Origin of the sequence: Saccharopolyspora indica (assembly GCF_027853965.1) — a bacterium.
GTDB classification, from domain to species: domain Bacteria; phylum Actinomycetota; class Actinomycetes; order Mycobacteriales; family Pseudonocardiaceae; genus Saccharopolyspora; species Saccharopolyspora indica.
The window spans coordinates 329,704-346,663 of the sequence record NZ_JAQGLB010000005.1 but is presented as its reverse complement, the minus strand read 5'-3'; the positions used below and the strand labels follow the sequence as shown (position 1 = coordinate 346,663).

Below are 16,960 nucleotides of genomic sequence, written 5' to 3'. Positions count from 1 at the left end.
CGAGTTTTTCAGTGGTGGCTGCGTTCGGGATTGATCTTGCGTTTTCGGGGCTTCTTGTGGCTGGGTTGCGTCACGTTCCCCTGAGGTGCGGTTGAGCAGCACTCGAGTTGGCACAGGGGTGCTCATGCGTTCTCCGTGCAGTGGTCGTGCGGTTCGGCGTGCCAGTCGTTGGCGACCTGGGCGCAGTACTTGGCCAGGCACTCCAGGGCGATCGGCAGCAGCGGGTTGGTGTTCTGCTTGCGGTACAGGGCTTTCACCCGGCGGTAGGGCTGCCAGCCGGCGATGCGGCAGGTCCGCACCGCCTGGTCCGGCAGCGCCAGACCGGGCAGCACGGCCACCCCGAGCTCGCGGGCCACCAGGTCCCGGATCACCGAGTAGTCGTTGCTGCGGAAGGTGATCCGCGGGACGAAGCCGGCCGCGGCGGCCAGCCGAACCAGCGAGCGGGCGCCCGCGGTGTCCTGCCGGGTGCATATCCAGGCGTCGTCGGCGAGTTCGCGCAGGTCGACCTCGGCGGCGCGGGCGAGCCGGTGCGTTTCGGGCAGCGCGAGCCGCAGCGGTTCGGCCATCAGCTCCTCCACGCACAGGTCGATCGGCCACTGCCGCGGGTCCAGGTCGTACTCGAAGACCACCGCCGCGTCCAGGGTTCCGTCCAGCACGCCGCCGAGCACCTCGTCCGGCTCGCCCTCGTCGAGCTGTACCTCGGCGTTCGGGCGCTGCGCGATGACCGCGGCCAGCACGTCCGGCAGCACCCGGGCGTTGGCGGTGGCGAAGCTGGCCAGCCGCAGGCTGCCCTCCTCACCGGCGACCATCGCGCGCACCTCGCGCTCCAGCGCGTCTAACGCGCCGAGCGCGTCCCGGCTGCGATCGGCGAGCCGGACGGCCAGCGCGGTGCTGCGGGCGCTGCGGGCGGAGCGTTCGAACAGCGCGGAGCCGATCGCCCTCTCCAGCAGCACCATCTGCTGGGAGACCGCCGAGGCGGTGTAGCCGAGCGCACGCCCTGCTTCGGCGAACGAACCGGTGCGCACGCATTCCTGGAGGGTTCGCAAGTGGATCGGGTTCAGCATGCCGGCCCCTTCAACTCTCGACGTTCGAAGCAACGTTCGGCCTTCGGGGCGCCCCAGCGCAATACCCGGAGCCCGGCCAGGTCCCGTGAGCGTTTCGGGGTGCTATGGCGCCCCGAAACGCTCACGGCCGTTGACCTGCGGAAACCGGAGCATCAGGCGGGGCGGGGCAGTCGCCCGCGCAGCTCCATCGCGGTGCGGACCCGCTGCTTGGCCAGATCCAGCGCGGCTTCGTGCGGGAGCATTCCACTGCGGTCGGCGGTGTCGAGGACGAGCACGGTGTTGTTGCGGGTGCGCTCGGCGACCTCGGCCAGGATCGCGGTCGGCTCCGGGCGGAAGGGGGAGTGCCGCGCGTCCATGGCGAATCCGGCCGCGATCGCGCCGCCGGCGTTGGCGATGAAGTCGGGCACGACGGTGATCTCGCGTTCGGCGAGCAGCACCCGCGCTCCGGGCGTGGTGGGCAGGTTCGCGCCCTCCACGACCAGTCCGGCCCGGATCTTCGCTGCCACGCCGTCGTCGATGACGTCCTGCCCTGCTGCCGGGATCAGCACGTCGCAGTCCACCAGCAGCTCCTCGCCGCGCGGAACGCGCTGCGACGCAGAGGCTTTGGCCACGCAGGCGTCACCGAACTCGGCGCGGGCCTCCAGCCACTCGGGCACGTCGAGGCCGTCCGGCTCGTGCACCGAACCGTCGATGGTGGACAGCGCGACCAGCTGCGCGCCGAGCTCGTGCAGCCGCCTGGCCGCCGCAGCCCCCACCGCGCCGAAGCCCTGCACCGCGACCCGGGCGCCCGCGATGCCGCGGCCCTGGTGCGCCAGCGCGGCCTCGACGGCTTCGGCGACCCCGTGCCCGGTCACGCCGAGCTGGTCGTAGGGCACACCGCCCAACGGCTCCGGCACACCGACCGCCGCCCCGCGATCACCGAGCTCGTCCTGGATGATCGCCGCGTCGTGCTCGGTCATGCCCATGTCCAGCCCGGCGACGTAGCTGGCCGGGATCTGGTCGGCCAGCCGTCGCGCGAAGGCGCGCACGATCCGCTCCTTGTCGGGGGAGGCGGGGTCGGCGAAGATGCCCGCCTTGGCGCCGCCGTGGAACAGGTCGACCGCGGCCCACTTCCAGGTCATCACCCGCGCCAGCCGGGCGATCTCGCCGACGGTGACGGTCGGGCTCATCCGGGTGCCGCCCTTGCCGGTGCCGCGGGCGGTGTTGTCGATGACCAGCACGCCCCGCATCCCGGTGCGCGCGTCCGAGACGCACACGACCTTCTCCGGGCCCCACTCGTCGATCTCCTGCAACAGATCAGGCACGTTCGCGCTCCTTCGGAGAATGCGGAAATTGTTCTGCGGCAACGCCTCCGCAGCGATGCGACGCGCGATTCCCGGTGACATCGCGGCCGGTCAGACGCAGTTGTGCTCGGGGCGGATCTCGGCGGTGGCGAACCGGCGCACGTCCAGCGCCGAGACGTCGACGACCGGGCGGCGGCCCAGCACGAGGTCGCGCAGCACCTCGCCGATGGCGGGCCCCTGCAGGAACCCGTGCCCGGAGAACCCGGTGGCGTAGAGGAACCGGCCCGGCCCGTCGGCCTCGCCGACCAGGGCGTTGTGGTCGGGCGTGATCTCGTAGAGCCCGGCCCAGCCGTGCGCCACGCCCACCTCGGCTAATCGGGGCGCACGCCGGGCCACCGCCGCGGAGAGCCTGTCCAGCCAGCGGTCGTCGGTGCGCAGGTCGAACCCGTACTCCTCGTCGGGGTCGGACATGCCGATGAGCAGGCCGGGGCCTTCGTCGTGGAAGTAGAAGCTGGTGGCGAAGTCGATGGTGAACGGCAGCCGCGGTGGCAGGTCCGGCACCGGTTCGGTGACCAGGATCTGCCGCCGCAGCGGGCGCACCGGCAGCTCGACCCCGGCGAACTCGCCGACCGACGCCGACCACGCCCCCGCGGCGCACACCACGGTGGAGGTCGCCACCGGTCCCTGCTCGGTGCGCACGGCGGTGATCTGCCCGCCCGAGACGTCGATCCCGGTGACCGCGCAGTGCCGCCGGATCACCGCACCGTGCCGCCGGGCGGCCTGCGCGTACCCCTGCACCACGGCCTCCGGCGTGCAGTGGCCGTCGGTGGGGGAGAAGGCAGCGGCCAGCAGCCCGTCGGGCACCGCGTACGGCGAGAGCTCGCAGGCCTCGGCGACGGTCAGCATCCGGCTCGGCACCCCGAACTCGTTCTGCAGCCGGACACCGTCCTCGAACGCCGCGACGTCCGCGGGGTCCGACAGCAGGAACAGGTAGCCGTGCTGCTTGAGGTCGATCTCCCCGCCGGGTCTGCGCGCGAAATCCTCGAACGCGCGCAGGCTGCGCTGGCCGAGCTCGATGTTGACCGGGTCGGAGAACTGCGCCCGGACACCGCCGGCGGCCTTGCAGGTGCTGCCCGAACCGAGCTCGTCGCGCTCCAGCAGCAGCACCTGCACGCCGGCCTCGGCGAGGTGGAAGGCGGTGCTCACGCCCACCACCCCGCCGCCGATCACGACGACCTCGGCGCTGCCCGGCAGCGTCACCGGGCACCGCCGAGTTCGGGTGGCAGCGTGAAGTCGAGCTCCGGCTCCACGGTGTCGACGTCCATCTGGGCCTTCTGCAGCTTGCCGGAGAAGTCCCAGTTCAACGACTGCCAGCGGGTGAACTGGTCGAGCACCCACACACCGGACTGGCGGCTGCCGTTGCCGGACTTGCCGTTGCCGCCGAACGGCAGGTGCGCCTCGGCGCCGGAGGTGGAGTTGTTCACGCTGACCATGCCCGCGCCGATGCCCTGCCGGAACCGGAACGCGGTGGCCGGGTCGGTGGTGTAGATCGCCGCGGACAGCCCGTAGCCCGGGGCGTTGCCCAGCTCGATCGCCTCCTCCAGCGTCTCGTAGGTGCTCACGCCGACGATCGGCCCGAAGGTCTCGTTGCGGAAGACGTGGTCGTCCGGGCGCAGCCCGTCCAGCAGCACCGGGTGGTAGTACAGGCCGGTCGACGGGTCGCCGTGGAAGCCCTTGCGCGGTGCGGATTCGGTGATCCGCCCGACCGACTCGGAACCGAGCACGGTGTGGTGGTCGCGGATCTCGCCGAGGATGTTCTCGAAGTTGTCGGCGAACTTCTGGTCCAGCATCGGCCCGTAGAGCACGTCACCGCTCGGGTCGCCGATGGTCGCCGCGCGCAGCGCCGCGTCGAGCCGGTTGACGAACTCGTCGTGCACGTCCCGGTGCACGATCAGGTTGCCCAGCGAGGTGCAGCGCTGCCCGGCGGTGCCCCAGCCGGAGAACAGCGCGCCCTCCACCGCCAGGTCCAGCTCGGCGTCCGGCGCGACGATCATCGGGTTCTTGCCGCCCAGCTCCAGGCACGGGCTCTGCAGGTACCGGCCGCACAGCGCGCCGACCTCCGAGCCCACCGCGCTGGAACCGGTGAACCCGACCTTGTTGACGGTGCCCGCCGCGAGCGCGGTCTCCAGACCCTTGAAGGTCGACTCGCCGTCGGCGTAGACCAGGTTCAGCACGCCCTTGGGCACCCCGGCCCGCCAGGCCAGCTCGGCGAGCGCGCGGGCGGCACCGGCGGCGTACTCGGCGGGCTTCCACACCACGGCGTTGCCGCACAGCAGCGCGGGCACCAGGTACCAGGACGGGACCGCGACGGGGAAGTTGCCCGCGGTGATCACCACGGCGACGCCCACCGGCACGCGGAAGGTGAACAGCTGCTTGTCCGGCATCTCCGAGGGCACCGTCTGCCCGTAGAGCCGCCGCCCCTCGCCCAGGAAGAAGTCGCAGGTGTCGATGATCTCCTGGACCTCGCCCAGCGCCTCGGCGTAGGGCTTGCCGATCTCGCGCGTCACCAGCCGCGCCAGGGATTCCTTGTTCGCCTCCACCAACCGGCCCAGCCCGGCGATCACGCGCCCGCGCACCGGCGCGGGCACCTGCGCCCACTCGCGCTGCGCGCGCTGAGCCTGCTCGGTGGCGGCGGGCAGCACCTCGGGCCCACCGAGCGAGACCTCGGCGACGACGTCGTCCAGGTTCGCCGGGTTGCGCGAGAGGTACTCGCCCCCGCCGTCGACCCGCGCCGGGGCGTCCGGACCGATCACGGAGCTCAACGTCGACTGCACCGACATGCACCTCTTCCTGCTCGAACGTCTCGATGTCCAGCGGTGCCGCGGCGGTGTGTGCCGCGCGCCACCGTCGTCGCACGGCTCACGGTAGTTCGTCGGTGGGGCGTTCGCGGAGAATCAGGAGAGTGATTTCTCCTCCGCCTGAGCACCAGCAACCCTGCGTCTCGCCGTCGCGCCCCACCAGCTTCGACCGAAACCGCGCGGCACCGGTGCATCCGGTGCCCGACACACCGGCGCGTGTCAGGTGTTCCTGGGGCAACAACGGAATGGTGCCCATCGGAACCGCCTCCGCGAGCTCGGTGCGTTGATCTTCGCCGCAGCGGGTGGCAGCGTGGTCGCGCATGAGGATGTGGAGCGATGCCGAGGTCGCCGCGGCGCTGGACGTGGACGTCGCGATCAGCTCGCAGCGGGTGGCGTTCGAAGCACTCGCCCGGGGTGAGGCGCAGCTGGCCGACAAGGTCGGCATCCGCACCGGTGACGACACCGCGCTCAGCTACCTGTGCCGCCTTTCGCCCCGGCACGGCGCGGTGAGCAAGATCGTCGCGGTGCACCCCGGCAACGCCGGGCGCGGGCTGCCCACGATCTCGGGGACGGTCCTGGTCATGGATCCGGTGACCGGCCGGCTCGTGGCCACGATGCAGGCCGCCGCCCTCACCGAGACCCGCACCGCCGCCGGCAGCGCCGTCGCCGCGGACGCCCTGGCGCTGCCGGACGCCGACGAGCTCGCGATCCTCGGCTCCGGCGTGCAGGCTCGCGCCCACGTGCGCGCGATAGCGCGCGTGCGGCAGCTGCGCGAAGTGCGGATCTTCAGCCGCGACGCGGCGCGGCGCGAAGCGGCGGCCGCGGAGCTGGCGGCGGAGCTGGGGCTGCCGGTGCGAGCGGTGGCGAGCGCCGAGGAAGCGGTGCGCGAAGCGCCGCTGATCGCCGCGTGCACCCTGAGCGCGGAGCCGGTCGTGCCGACCGCCGCGGTAGCGGCGGGAGCGACCGTGATCAGCGTGGGCAGCTTCGAGCACCACCGGTGCGAGGTGGACGCGGAGCTGGTGCGGCGCGCCGGAGCGGTCGTCGTCGACGAAGTCGGCGCGGCCGCGGCGCACGCGGGGCCGATCGCCGGAGCGCTGGAGCGCGGAGACATCGCGCGCGAGCGGCTGCGAGCGCTGGGCGAGGTGCTCCTCGGAGCGGCGCCGGGGCGCCGCGACGCGGCGGAGGTCGTGTTCTACAACAGCGTCGGCCTGGGCGTCCAGGACGCCGCCGCGGCGCATGCCGTCCTCGGCACCCTCTGAGCTCCGTTTCCGCTGTTCAGGAGCCGTGAGCGGTTTGAGGGGCTATGGCACCACAAAACACTCACGGGCTACCACCAGCGGAAACCACGGCTCGTTCGCCGGACTGCCACCAGCTGAAGATCCGCTGGGGCTCAGGGGAAGGCATCCGCTCGCTTCGGCGTCTTTCCCGGGTCCGTTCCACCGACGATCATCCCGGCATCGCTAGCGCATCCGGCGCAGCTCGCGGGGAGGTACTCATGCGCGATGAGACTACCGCGACGGGTGGGTCGCTGTTCGGCACCGGGCCGAACGGCATCTTCCGCCGCACCGTCCCGAAACCCGAGGAGCAGACCGACCGGCGGATGCTGCGGGTGCTCGGGCTGCCGCAGCTGACCATGATCGGCGTCGGGGCCATCATCGGCGCCGGGATCTTCAGCCTGGCCGGTGCCGTGGCGCGGGACGTCGCCGGGCCCGCCGTGCTCGTGTCGTTCCTCATCGCCGGGGCGGCTTCGCTGTGCGCGGCCTTCGCCTACGCCGAGTTCGCCGGGATGGTGCCGCGCGCCGGTTCGTCCTACACCTACGCCGCCGCCGTGCTCGGCGAGGTCGTCGGCTGGATCATCGGCTGGGACCTGCTGCTGGAGTACACCGCCATCGTCGCGACGGTGTCCATCGGCATGTCCGGCTACGCCGGGTTCCTGCTGGAGTCGGTCGGGCTCCAGCTGCCGGTGTGGATGCTCGGCGCGCCCGGCACCGGCGAGGGCCACCGGGTGGACCTGATCGCGATGCTGATCTGCCTCGGCGTGGCCTGGCTGCTCAACCGCGGCACCAAGACCTCGGCGAAGGTCGACGTGGTGCTCACGGTGGTGAAGATCGCGGTGGTGCTGCTGGTCGTCGTGGTCGGTCTGTCCAAGGTGGACTTCGGGAACCTGACGCCGTTCGCGCCGTTCGGCTGGGGCGGCGCGGTCACCGGTGCGGCGACGGTGTTCTTCGCGGTGTTCGGCTACGACGCGCTGTCCACCGCGGCGGAGGAATCCGTCGAGGCCCGCAAGCTGCTGCCCAAGGCCATGATGCTCTCGCTGGCCATCTCGATGGTGCTCTACGTCGGCGCCTGCATCGTGCTCACCGGCATGGTGTCCTACGACCAGGTCGACCCGGACAGCGGGTTCTCCAGCGCGTTCGCCAGCGTGGGGATGTCCGGCGTGGCGGTGGTGATCGCCGTCGGAGCGGTGCTGGGCATCGTCACCGTCAGCTTCTCGTTCATGATGGGCGCGTCCCGGCTGTGGTACGCGCTCAGCCGCGACGGGCTGATGCCGAAGTGGTTCGGCGAGCTGCACCCGGTGCGCCGCGTGCCGCACCGGGCGACCTGGATCCTCGGCATCGTCTCGGCCGTGCTGGCCGGCCTGCTGCCGGTGCAGGAGGCCGCCGAGCTGACCAACATCGGCGTGCTGTTCGCCTTCGTGCTGGTCTGCGCCGCGGTCGTGGTGCTGCGCTACCGCAGGCCCGATCTGCCGCGCGGGTTCCGCTGCCCGGGCATGCCGGTGGTGCCGGTGCTGGGCGTGCTGTTCTCCGCCTGGCTGATGTCGTTCCTGGCCGCCGAGACCTGGCTGCGCTTCGCGGGCTGGCTGCTGCTCGGACTGCTGGTCTACGCGCTCTACAGCTACCGCAGCACCCGCCGGGTGATGCCCGGCGGCTCGGCCGACCTCAGCTCGCTCGACGAGCCCGGCCGATGACCGGGTGGAAGCCGCGGGCCGCGGCCGGTGTCTTCGGGGCCGCGCTGGTCGCGGCGGTGGTGCTGCTGCTGACCGGCTCGGCGGGAACGCTGTGGGGCCTCACGCCGATCGTGGTGTACGCGATCCTGGTGCTGCTCGACGTCGACATCGTGCTCGCGACGCTCGGTGCGCTCGTCGTCGCGGCCCTGCAGACCGGGACCGCACCGCTGGAGCTGGGCGAGCTGATGGCCGAGTCGCTGGGCTCGTTCATCGCCGTCGTCGGGCTGATCGTGCTGCTCGGCGGCGGTCTCGGCCGCGTCGTCACGGAGACCGGCGCGGCCGCGACCATGGTCCGCGGCGTGCTGCACGGGATCGGGATCAGCACTCGGCTGCGGTTCCGGATCGGGGTGATGGCCTCGGCGACGCTGCTCGCCGCCGCCCTCGGCACGCTGTCCGGGGCCAGCGCGCTGCTGGTGCCGATCGTGCTGCCGATCGCCGCCGCGCTGCGGCTGACTCCGCCGTCGATGGCCGCGATGCTGCACGCGGGCACGGCCGCGGGCCTGGTCACCGGCCCGTTCACGCCGCCGGTGGTCACCATCATGGGCGCGGCGCAGCTCGGCTACGGCGACTACCTGCTCCACGCCGGGATCCCGATGGCCGTCGTGGTCTGGCTGACCGGCCTCGGCATGTCGCACTGGATCCAGCGGCGGACCGAGGGCACCGAGGCCTACCCGGACGAGGTGGCCGAAGACCAGGATCGCGCACCGGTCGCGGCGAAGCGGGCGATGGCCGGGTTCCTCGGCAGCATGGCGGTTCTGGTGGTGCTGGGCATCGTGTTCCAGGCGAGCTACACCTACGTGCTGATCGTGATGCCGGTCAGCGCCGCGGTGACCGCGCTGCTCGGGCGCATGCCGCCGAGCGCGGCGCTGCAGGCGATGTACCGCGGCGCGCAGCCGCTGCTGTGGTTGTTCCTGCTGTTCTGGCTGCTCAACCCGATGCTGGAGCTGTTGGAGAAGTCCGGCGCCTACGACGCGCTGCAGAACCTGATGGCACCGACGCTCGACGGCGTCGGGCCGTGGGTGTTCTGCATGATCGTGCTGCTGGTGGGATGGCTGGGCATCTCCGGTGCGGCGGTGGCGCAGGTGGTGCTGCTGCAGAAGCTGTTCGGGCCTGCGCTGGCCGCGGTGGGTGTTCCGCCGGGCGCGTGGGCCGCGGTGCTGCTGGGCTCGTCGCAGATCGACTGGTTCGGGCCGTTCCCCGGACCGGACATGATCGGGCAGATGGGGCTGGCGCGCTCCCGCAACCTGCGGATGATGATGTACAACGGCTGGGCGATCATGGTCGCCAACCTGGCGCTGTTCGCCGTGCTGTTCCTGGTCCTCGTCTGATGGGAGCGTGGTTGTGGGATTCGCGGAGCGGTTGCGGGCGGAGCTGTCGCAGGCCGAGCTCCCGGGCCGCGTCGGGTTCGCGGCGTGGGACCTGGCCGAGCGGGAGCCGGTGCTGCTCGGTGCCGAGCGGGTGGTGCCCGCGGCCAGCACGATCAAGGTCCTGATCATGATCAGCGCGCTGCGAGCGGTGCAGGCCGGGCGGATCGGGCTGGACGAGCAGGTGGAGCTGCCCGCGGAGCGCGTCGGCGGCGCCGGGCTGCTCCGGCAGTTGCGCAGCGTCGACCGGCTCTCGCTGCGCGACCTGCTCACGCTGATGGTCGTGATCAGCGACAACGCCGCCACCAACGCGGTGATCGACGCGGTCGGCTTCGCCGCGATCCGGGACTGCGCGGCGGATCTGGGCTGCACGGGCACCCGCGTCGAGCGGCGGCTGATGCACCACCACGAGCCGGGCCGCAACGAGACGACCGCGCTGGACCAGGCCCGCGTGCTCGACCGGCTGGCCGGAGGAGCGGCGCTGCCACCCGAGCTGACCGAGCACGCGCTGGGCGTGCTGGCCGAGCAGCAGGTCCGCGACCGGCTGCCCGCGCTGCTGCCGGTGGGTGCGAACTGCTGGAACAAGACCGGCGAGCTGCTCGGGCTGCGCCACGACGTCGGTCTGCTCGGCACCGACCGCCCGCAGGCGGTGATCGCGGTCCTGGTCGACGAGCTCACCGACGAGCGCTCCCTCAGCACCTACCGGGGCGGCCCGGCCTGCGACGCCATCGCCGCGCTGGGCCGGGCCGCCTTCGCCGCCCTGAGCTGACTACGCGTCGCGGAGGAGCCGCCGCACGGTTCGGATCACCGGTGCCGCGCCGTCCTCGGCGGCGATCGTGCGGCCGATCTGCGCGGCCCGGCGGCGGTGGGTTTCGTCCTGGGTCGCCCGGCGGATCAGGCCGGCCAGGCGTTCCGGCGTCAGCTTCCCGAGCGGCACCGACCCCGGGCTGATCCCGAGGGCTTCCATCCGGGAGCACCAGAAGGACTGGTCGGCGATCACCGGCACACCGATGGCAGGCACTCCCGCGCGCAGCCCGGCCGCGGTCGTTCCGGCGCCCGCGTGGTGCACGACCGCGGCGAGCTGCGGGAACAGCCAGTCGTGCGGCACCTCGCCGACGGTGATGACGTCGTCGTGGCTGATGTCCAGGCCGGCCCAGCCGGACTGCAGGACCCCGCGCACCCCGGCCCGGCGCAGCGCCGCGGTGACGATCCCGGTGATCCGTTCGCTGTCGCGGAAGCTCCGGCTGCCGAAGCCCACGAAGACCGGTGGCGGCCCGGCTCGGAGGAAGTCGACGAGCTGCGGCGGCGGCTGCCGGCCCGGCCGCCGGACGGGCCACCAGTACCCCGTGACCTCGACGCCGGGACGCCAGTCCGAAGCACGTGGCGACACCAGCGGGCTGAAGCCGTACAGCAGCGGCCAGCGCCGTGCCCGCTGCTCCGAGCGCACGGTCCGGTAGGTCACCGGCGGCAGCCCCAACTCCGCCCTGAGCTGCTTGATCGGTTTCGCCTGCGAACCGGTGCCGAGCTTGACCACCGCGCTCCACGCCGCCGAGTTGCCCCACCGGCCCAGCTGCGGGAGCCCGACCGGCGGATAGTCGCCGGTCGGCTCGACCGGCTGAAGGTTCAACGCGGCGCTCGGGATGCCCAGCGCCCGGCCGATGTGATAGCCGCCGAGGGACAGGAAACCGCTGAGCAGCAACACGTCCGCGCCCTGCTGGGCGATGCCGAGCAGACCGGTGTTGAGCTCGCGGATGTGCTCGGCCATCATCCGTAGGAACTGCAGCGTGGACTTGAGCCCGGCACCGCCCTCCTGCCAGGACAGCCCCTCCTCGGAGCGGTCCATGGCCTGCGGATCACCGGGCAGCGGCTGGAATTCGAGGCCCTGTTCGCGCACTTGCCCGGCGAACAGCTCGTAGGTGGCGACGCTGACCCGGAACCCGGCGTCGCGCAGCCGCACGCCGAGTCCGATGAAGGGGACGACGTCGCCGACGGACCCCGCTGCCGCGATGAGCACGTGCTCGCCCTGCTCCGTCGTCAACCCGACCCCCTAGTCGTCCGGCCGCAGGCTATCGCCGGGCGCCGCTGCGCGGTGCTGATCAGGGGTGCCGGCCGGAGAGGACGCAGAACTCGTTGCCCTCGGGGTCGGTGAGGGTCACCCAGCTCTCGTCGCCGGTCTGGCCGACGTCGGCGTGCCGGGCACCCAGGTCGAGCAGCCTGCGGACCTCCTCGTCCTGCTCCACGTCGGTGGTGTTGACGTCCAGGTGGACCCGGTTCTTGACCACCTTGCCCTCCGGCACGCGCGCGAACGTGAGCACCGGCGGCACCGGGCCGCGGCGGCTCTTGCCCTCGGGCACCTCCGGGGAACCGATCGTGATGGTTTCGTCGTCCATTTCCTGCACCACGTAGTCGAGGGCAGCGCACCAGAACCGGGAGAGCACGGCGGGATCGGCGCAGTCGATCGCGATCTCGGTCAGCTTGCTGGTCATGCCGGGGTCTCCTCGTCGGATGCCGGGTTCGTCGAAGGACGCACGTTAGCCGCGGCCGCTGTTGTGCCGCAACAGGTTTGATCCGGCAGCGGGACTGGGGCGAGCCGGGGTCGGCCCCGCCGGGGCGGCGATCGGAGCCGGGGACTCCGCGGTGTCGAGCACAGCGCTTCGATATGACCGAAAAGTACGGTTCGCGCGGCGTCGGGATCACTCGAATGCGTGTTCTAAAACGGCCTCTGACGTGGTAAGATCTTGTTGTCGGGCAGGGGATTCGGGCGCATTTCGACCACTGTGGACTGTTGCGCTGCGGGCGCGCGGTCAGCGGTGGCGATGAATGCTGCCCTCGGCCGCGGAGGGGTACTCGTGGATGGTGTGCACATCGGTCTCGGTTCGTTCCTGGACTACGCGCGCAGCACGCCGCGCGGCTGCGCGGGCATCGTTCGGAACCAGTGGGAGATCTACATCGACGAGACGAGCTTGGCCTGGACGTTCTACGCGCCGTTCCGGTCGGCGCTGCGCAGGGCGGTGAGCTCGCCGGACGCCTCGGAGGTCGTCGCCGAGGCGGTCCGGCAGGCCCGCCCGGTGCAGCAACCGCACTACCAGCAGCTGCACGAGGGGTTCCAGCGCTGGTGGGGCAAGGTCAGGGCCACCGGGGTGCCGATGGAGTCGGCGGCCTGGGACTGCGGTGATCTCTCGGTCACCCTGTCCAGGCGCAGCGCGCTGGCGTTGCGCCACCGGGACGGCCACACCGAGGTCGTCCTGCCCTACCTGAAGGAGCCGGAGCTCGGGGCGGATTCGGCGAACCTGGCGCTGCGGGTGCTGGAGCACCTGATGCCGGTCGTGCTGCCGGAGGCGACGCCGGTCGTCCTCGACGTGCGGCGCGGCAAGGCGCTGCGGCTGCGCCGGAACACCAACCGCGCGGAGCTCGACGCGCTGCTGGCCGCCGAAGTCGCCAAGTACCTCACGCACTGGGAGGCCATGGCCGAAGTCCGCCGGGCCGAGTAGCGCCCAGATGCGTGGGTTCCGAGATGACCACCGAGTGCGGCGCGGACTTCGCGGCCGCGCCGCACTCTGGTGCGGTGTCCGGTTTTCGGGCGAGGCCATGGTCTGAGTTCAGCCGGGGGTCGCGTTTGCTGTTCGATGCACTGGAGAAGCATCGAAATCGGCGTGTTTCCGGTCGGCCCGGTGAAGTGCGGTTCCGGTCACGACCGGAGGTCTTCCCGGTAGGCAAGAACAGGTCTCTGAACTCCTTGCGTAACAGCTTGCTGGAGAACCTGTTGAGACCGGCGCTCAGCTTCGATTGTGACTTGTGGGAGGTGGGTTCACCAGCAGGTGGACGTCCTCGCGGCAAGTGAGGTGGGTATCGCTGAACAGTGGATGCAGGTATACCGCCAAGATGGTCGGTGTGAAGGCGAACACGGCGGCGAAGTTCCGCTTGTACCCCACCGCAGATCAGGCGGAACGACTTGTGTCGTGGTCGCACACCTGCCGAGCGGTGTGGAACATCGCGCTTGCGCAGCGGGTCTGGGCGTATGGCTCAGCACAACGCAAGACCCTGCAGGCAGGGGAGCAGTGCTCTGAGCTCACCCTCGCACGAAAGGAACACGTCTGGCTCAGGGACTTGCCAGCCCAGTGTGCGCAGCAGGTTCTGCGTCAGCTGGACGCGGCGTACGAAAACTTCTGGAACCCGGAGCATCCGGCCAGGTCCCCGCAGTACAAGCGCAAGTCTCATCAGCAGGGCGTCACTTTTCCCGGACAGGCTGTGCAGATTCGCAAAGTCTCACGCCGTATGGCGCATGTGAGGTTGCCGAAACTCGGGTGGGTGCGGTTTCGCCTATCCCGTCCTATCGAGGGGACGGTTCGCAACGCCACCATCAAACGGGATGGGCTCGGTTGGCACGTCGCGTTCGGTGTCCACCGCCCCGAGCCGGTAGATCGGCATGTCAACGCTGGGCCTGCTGCTGGGGTGGATGTGGGTATCGCCTGCTCGGTTTTCGTCTCGACGGAGAACGAGGGGCGACAGCGCCCTGACACTCTTACCGCTGGCGAAAAGCAGCGGTTGAGAGGGCTAGAGCGCCGCATGGCCAGGCAGTTGACATTCGCGAAGAAGCACAACGGAGGTAAGTACAGCAAGCGGTTGCGCAGGACGATCGCGCAGATCGCAGTGCTCAAAGCCCGGCAGGCCCGTCGCCGTGCGGATTGGAACCACAAGCTCACCGACGACCTGGCCAAAAGCCACGGCATTGTCGCGGTCGAAGACCTCAAGGTTTCCAACATGCTCCGCTCGGCCAAGGGCACCGTGGCGCAGCCCGGCACCAACGTCAAGCAAAAGGCCGGGCTCAACCGATCCATCGCTGATCAAGGCTGGTTTGAGATTCGTCGCCAACTGGGGTACAAGACCCGGCGGTATGGCGGTGAACTCGTTGCGGTCGCACCGCACGGCACTTCGCAAACCTGTGCCCGGTGCGGCACTCGCGACTCCGAAAACCGGCAAGGTTGCGGTCGGTTGTTTGCGTGCGTGCACTGCGGCCATACCGAACATGCCGACCGCAACGCGGCCATCAACATCCTTGATCGGGCGCTCAGCACCGCCGGACGTGCGGGCTGTGCCGCGAGCGGACGCGGCACAGCGCAGAGCACGCGCAGTCCACACGGGCAAGGCAGCCTAGCGGGTAGCCGCATGCGTGAACCATCCTCGAACGTCACCGCAGCATGACGCCGAGGAATCTCCGCCCTTCACAGCGGAGTGGACGTCAAGGGTTCTTCACCTGGATCCCGACGCTGCTGGTGCAGCAGGGCATCACAGTGACCAAGAGCTTCGAGTTCTCGATCATCATCTACCTGGCCCAGGTGCCGGGGTACTTCTCGGCGGCGTGGCTCGGCGAGTACCTGGACCGCAAGAACACCATCGCGCTGTACTCCTACACGCCCGAGGTGTTCCCGACCTGGATCCGCGCCTCCGGCACCGGCCTGTCCAGCGCGTTCGGCCGGTTCGGCAGCATCATCGCGCCGTCGGTGATCGGCATCTTCGCCGCCTCCCTCGGGTTCGCGGGCGTCTTCGGCATCACCACCGCGGTGCTCGCGGTCGGCGTCATCTGCACCCCGATGTTCGGGTTGTCCACCGCGGGGCGGTCCTTGGAAGACCTGACCGAACCCGATTCGCCGAAGGCGGCCGTCCGATGAATCTGTCCACCGTGGAAGAGCGGGTGCGGCGGGAGGTCGGCGTCCGGCTGTTCACCGTGCTGGCCTGGCTCCCCGGCAGGCGCGTGCTGCACCGGGCGCACACCAGCCACCCCGACCAGTACCCGCTCGGCGGTGAGAAGTCCGTCGAGATCGCCGCGGACTGGCTGGATCGCTGCATCAACCGCCAGCAGCCGTTCTTCGGGCCGGACGCGGAGTCGGTCCGCCAGGTCTTCGCCGATCACGCGCTGATCGCGGAACTCGGCTGCGGCTCGGTGATCAACGTGCCGGTGATCGGGGCCGACGGTGCCACGCCGGGCACCCTGGCCCTGCTCGAGGCCGAGCACGCCTACGGCCCGGACCAGGTGCAACGCGCGGTCGAACTGGCCGCGCTCGCCGCTCCCGCGCTGGTCGAACTGGTCCAGCGCCTCGACGATCAGGAGGATTCGTGACCGCTCTGCTGCTGCGCTCGGGCAAGCTGCTCGACGTCGAGACCGGCGAGTACGCCGAGGGCGACCTGCTGTGCGCGGACGGCCGGATCGTCGAGTCCGGGCCCGGGCTGACCGCACCGGAGGGCGCGCGGACCGTGGACCTGGCGGGCGCCACCGTCCTGCCCGGGCTGATCGACGCACACGTGCACGTCACCGCCGCCACAGCGGATCTCGGCGCGCTGCCGCACTGGTCGCCCTCCTACGCCGCGGCGCACGCCGGGCGGATCATGGGGCAGATGCTCGACCGAGGCTTCACCACGGTTCGCGACGCTTCGGGTGCTGATTTCGGCCTGGCCGACGCGCAAGCCGAAGGCCTGATCCGGGGGCCGCGGCTGGCGTTCTGCGGCAAGGCGTTGAGCCAGACCGGCGGCCACGGCGACAGCCGTCCGCGCGGGACCAGGGTGCACGACGGCCACCAGTGCTGCGCCGGACTGGGCCGCATCGCCGACGGGGTGGACGCGGTGCGCGCCGCTGCCCGCGACGAGCTGCGCAAAGGTGCGCACCACATCAAGGTGATGGCCGGGGGAGGGGTGGCGTCGCCGACGGACCGCATCGACTCCACCCAGTACTCGATGGACGAACTCCGCGCAATCGTGGAGGAAGCCGACGCCGCCAACCGCTACGTCGCTGCGCACGCCTACACGGCGCGTTCGGTCAGCCGGGCGCTGAAGGCGGGCATCCGGTCCATCGAGCACGGCAACCTCATCGACGAGTCCAACGTGCCCGAGTTCCTCGAGCACGACGCGTTCCTGGTGCCGACCCTGGTGACCTACTGGGCGCTCAAGACCGAGGGGCGCGAGTTCGGGCTGCCCGAGGACAGCTGGCGCAAGGTCGACGACGTGTTGGAAGCCGGCCTGGCCGCGCTGGAGATGACCCACCGCGGCGGCGTCGAGATCGTCTACGGCAGCGACCTGCTCGGCGGCATGCACCGCCACCAGAACGAGGAGTTCCGGATCCGCAGCGAGGTCCAGCGGCCGCTCGACGTCATCCGCTCGGCGACCAGCACCGCGGCCGACCTGCTCGGCATGACCGGCGAGATCGGCACCCTCCGCGAGGGCGCCCTGGCGGACCTGGTGGTCGTCGACGGAGACCCGCTCGCCGACATCTCCGAGCTCGCCGACCCCGAGCACGTCCGCCACGTCGTGCAGGGCGGCAACCTGGTCTGAGCCGCGGTCCTGGCCGGGCGGGTGGTTCCACGCCGAACCACCCGCCCGGCCGGGCGTTGCG

14 protein-coding genes and 1 pseudogene are annotated in these 16,960 nt (G+C 71.1%); 9 read left to right on the top strand and 6 right to left on the bottom strand.

The genetic code is table 11. From position 1 onward, the window contains the following. Window positions 1-122 precede the first annotated feature (122 nt). From OU416_RS14680 to OU416_RS14665, 4 genes are all read right to left on the bottom strand, one after another. Window positions 123-1,064: a LysR family transcriptional regulator gene (locus tag OU416_RS14680; protein WP_270927482.1), complete on the bottom strand. Its 942-nt coding sequence runs from the start codon at window positions 1,062-1,064 to the stop codon at window positions 123-125. Between the two features lie 152 nt (window positions 1,065-1,216). Then, window positions 1,217-2,368, bottom strand: a complete 1,152-nt coding sequence (locus tag OU416_RS14675; protein ID WP_270927481.1) for a Glu/Leu/Phe/Val family dehydrogenase — start codon at window positions 2,366-2,368, stop codon at window positions 1,217-1,219. Between the two features lie 90 nt (window positions 2,369-2,458). Beyond that, entirely contained in the window at window positions 2,459-3,607 is a 1,149-nt protein-coding gene (locus OU416_RS14670) for an NAD(P)/FAD-dependent oxidoreductase (protein ID WP_270927480.1), read from the bottom strand. Then, window positions 3,604-5,187, bottom strand: a complete 1,584-nt coding sequence (locus tag OU416_RS14665) for an aldehyde dehydrogenase family protein (protein ID WP_270927479.1) — start codon at window positions 5,185-5,187, stop codon at window positions 3,604-3,606. The genes OU416_RS14670 and OU416_RS14665 overlap by 4 nt, the downstream gene beginning before the upstream one ends. Window positions 5,188-5,525: 338 nt before the next feature. Here OU416_RS14665 and OU416_RS14660 point away from each other — a divergent pair, with 338 nt between their 5' ends. The 4 genes from OU416_RS14660 to OU416_RS14645 all read left to right on the top strand — a co-directional run bounded on the left by OU416_RS14660 (window position 5,526) and on the right by OU416_RS14645 (window position 10,345). Then, window positions 5,526-6,464 carry an ornithine cyclodeaminase family protein gene (locus OU416_RS14660; protein WP_270927478.1) on the top strand — a complete coding sequence of 313 codons (939 nt, stop codon included), beginning with the start codon at window positions 5,526-5,528 and terminating at the stop codon, window positions 6,462-6,464. 236 nt (window positions 6,465-6,700) lie between these two features. Continuing rightward, entirely contained in the window at window positions 6,701-8,173 is a 1,473-nt protein-coding gene (locus OU416_RS14655) for an amino acid permease (RefSeq protein ID WP_270927477.1), read from the top strand. Beyond that, window positions 8,170-9,540: an SLC13 family permease gene (locus tag OU416_RS14650; RefSeq protein ID WP_270927476.1), complete on the top strand. Its 1,371-nt coding sequence runs from the start codon at window positions 8,170-8,172 to the stop codon at window positions 9,538-9,540. The genes OU416_RS14655 and OU416_RS14650 overlap by 4 nt, the downstream gene beginning before the upstream one ends. 7 nt (window positions 9,541-9,547) lie before the next feature. Beyond that, window positions 9,548-10,345, top strand: a complete 798-nt coding sequence (locus OU416_RS14645) for a serine hydrolase (protein ID WP_270927475.1) — start codon at window positions 9,548-9,550, stop codon at window positions 10,343-10,345. On the opposite strand, the gene OU416_RS14640 is transcribed toward OU416_RS14645, so the two are convergent. After that, a complete protein-coding gene (locus OU416_RS14640; RefSeq protein ID WP_270927474.1) occupies window positions 10,346-11,614 on the bottom strand; it encodes a glycosyltransferase in 1,269 nt (422 codons plus the stop codon). Between the two features lie 58 nt (window positions 11,615-11,672). Beyond that, complete coding sequence (locus OU416_RS14635; RefSeq protein WP_270927473.1) at window positions 11,673-12,062, bottom strand: VOC family protein; 390 nt, start codon at window positions 12,060-12,062, stop codon at window positions 11,673-11,675. 363 nt (window positions 12,063-12,425) lie between these two features. On the opposite strand from OU416_RS14635, the gene OU416_RS14630 reads away from it, so the two are divergent. The 5 genes and pseudogenes from OU416_RS14630 to OU416_RS14610 all read left to right on the top strand — a co-directional run bounded on the left by OU416_RS14630 (window position 12,426) and on the right by OU416_RS14610 (window position 16,899). Further along, window positions 12,426-13,067, top strand: a complete 642-nt coding sequence (locus OU416_RS14630; protein ID WP_270927472.1) for a hypothetical protein — start codon at window positions 12,426-12,428, stop codon at window positions 13,065-13,067. A 391-nt stretch (window positions 13,068-13,458) separates the two neighbouring features. Then, a complete protein-coding gene (locus tag OU416_RS14625) occupies window positions 13,459-14,778 on the top strand; it encodes an RNA-guided endonuclease InsQ/TnpB family protein (protein WP_270927471.1) in 1,320 nt (439 codons plus the stop codon). 41 nt (window positions 14,779-14,819) lie between these two features. Next, window positions 14,820-15,245: pseudogene (locus OU416_RS14620) on the top strand (MFS transporter); the annotation flags it as partial. Continuing rightward, on the top strand, window positions 15,242-15,694 hold the full coding sequence (locus OU416_RS14615) for a GAF domain-containing protein (RefSeq protein ID WP_270927469.1): 453 nt from the start codon (window positions 15,242-15,244) through the stop codon (window positions 15,692-15,694). The pseudogene OU416_RS14620 and the gene OU416_RS14615, both read left to right, overlap by 4 nt. Further along, a complete protein-coding gene (locus OU416_RS14610; protein ID WP_270927468.1) occupies window positions 15,691-16,899 on the top strand; it encodes a metal-dependent hydrolase family protein in 1,209 nt (402 codons plus the stop codon). The genes OU416_RS14615 and OU416_RS14610 overlap by 4 nt, the downstream gene beginning before the upstream one ends. Window positions 16,900-16,960 lie beyond the last annotated feature (61 nt).

What these genes read in the sequence shown, in the direction of transcription:
- OU416_RS14680 (WP_270927482.1), bottom strand. Translation starts at nt 1,064, where the DNA reads ATGCTGAACCCGATCCACTTGCGAACCCTCCAGGAATGCGTGCGCACC.
- OU416_RS14625 (WP_270927471.1), top strand. Translation starts at nt 13,459, where the DNA reads ATGGTCGGTGTGAAGGCGAACACGGCGGCGAAGTTCCGCTTGTACCCC.
- OU416_RS14665 (WP_270927479.1), bottom strand. Translation starts at nt 5,187, where the DNA reads ATGTCGGTGCAGTCGACGTTGAGCTCCGTGATCGGTCCGGACGCCCCG.
- OU416_RS14660 (WP_270927478.1), top strand. Translation starts at nt 5,526, where the DNA reads ATGAGGATGTGGAGCGATGCCGAGGTCGCCGCGGCGCTGGACGTGGAC.
- OU416_RS14650 (WP_270927476.1), top strand. Translation starts at nt 8,170, where the DNA reads ATGACCGGGTGGAAGCCGCGGGCCGCGGCCGGTGTCTTCGGGGCCGCG.
- OU416_RS14615 (WP_270927469.1), top strand. Translation starts at nt 15,242, where the DNA reads ATGAATCTGTCCACCGTGGAAGAGCGGGTGCGGCGGGAGGTCGGCGTC.
- OU416_RS14655 (WP_270927477.1), top strand. Translation starts at nt 6,701, where the DNA reads ATGCGCGATGAGACTACCGCGACGGGTGGGTCGCTGTTCGGCACCGGG.
- OU416_RS14635 (WP_270927473.1), bottom strand. Translation starts at nt 12,062, where the DNA reads ATGACCAGCAAGCTGACCGAGATCGCGATCGACTGCGCCGATCCCGCC.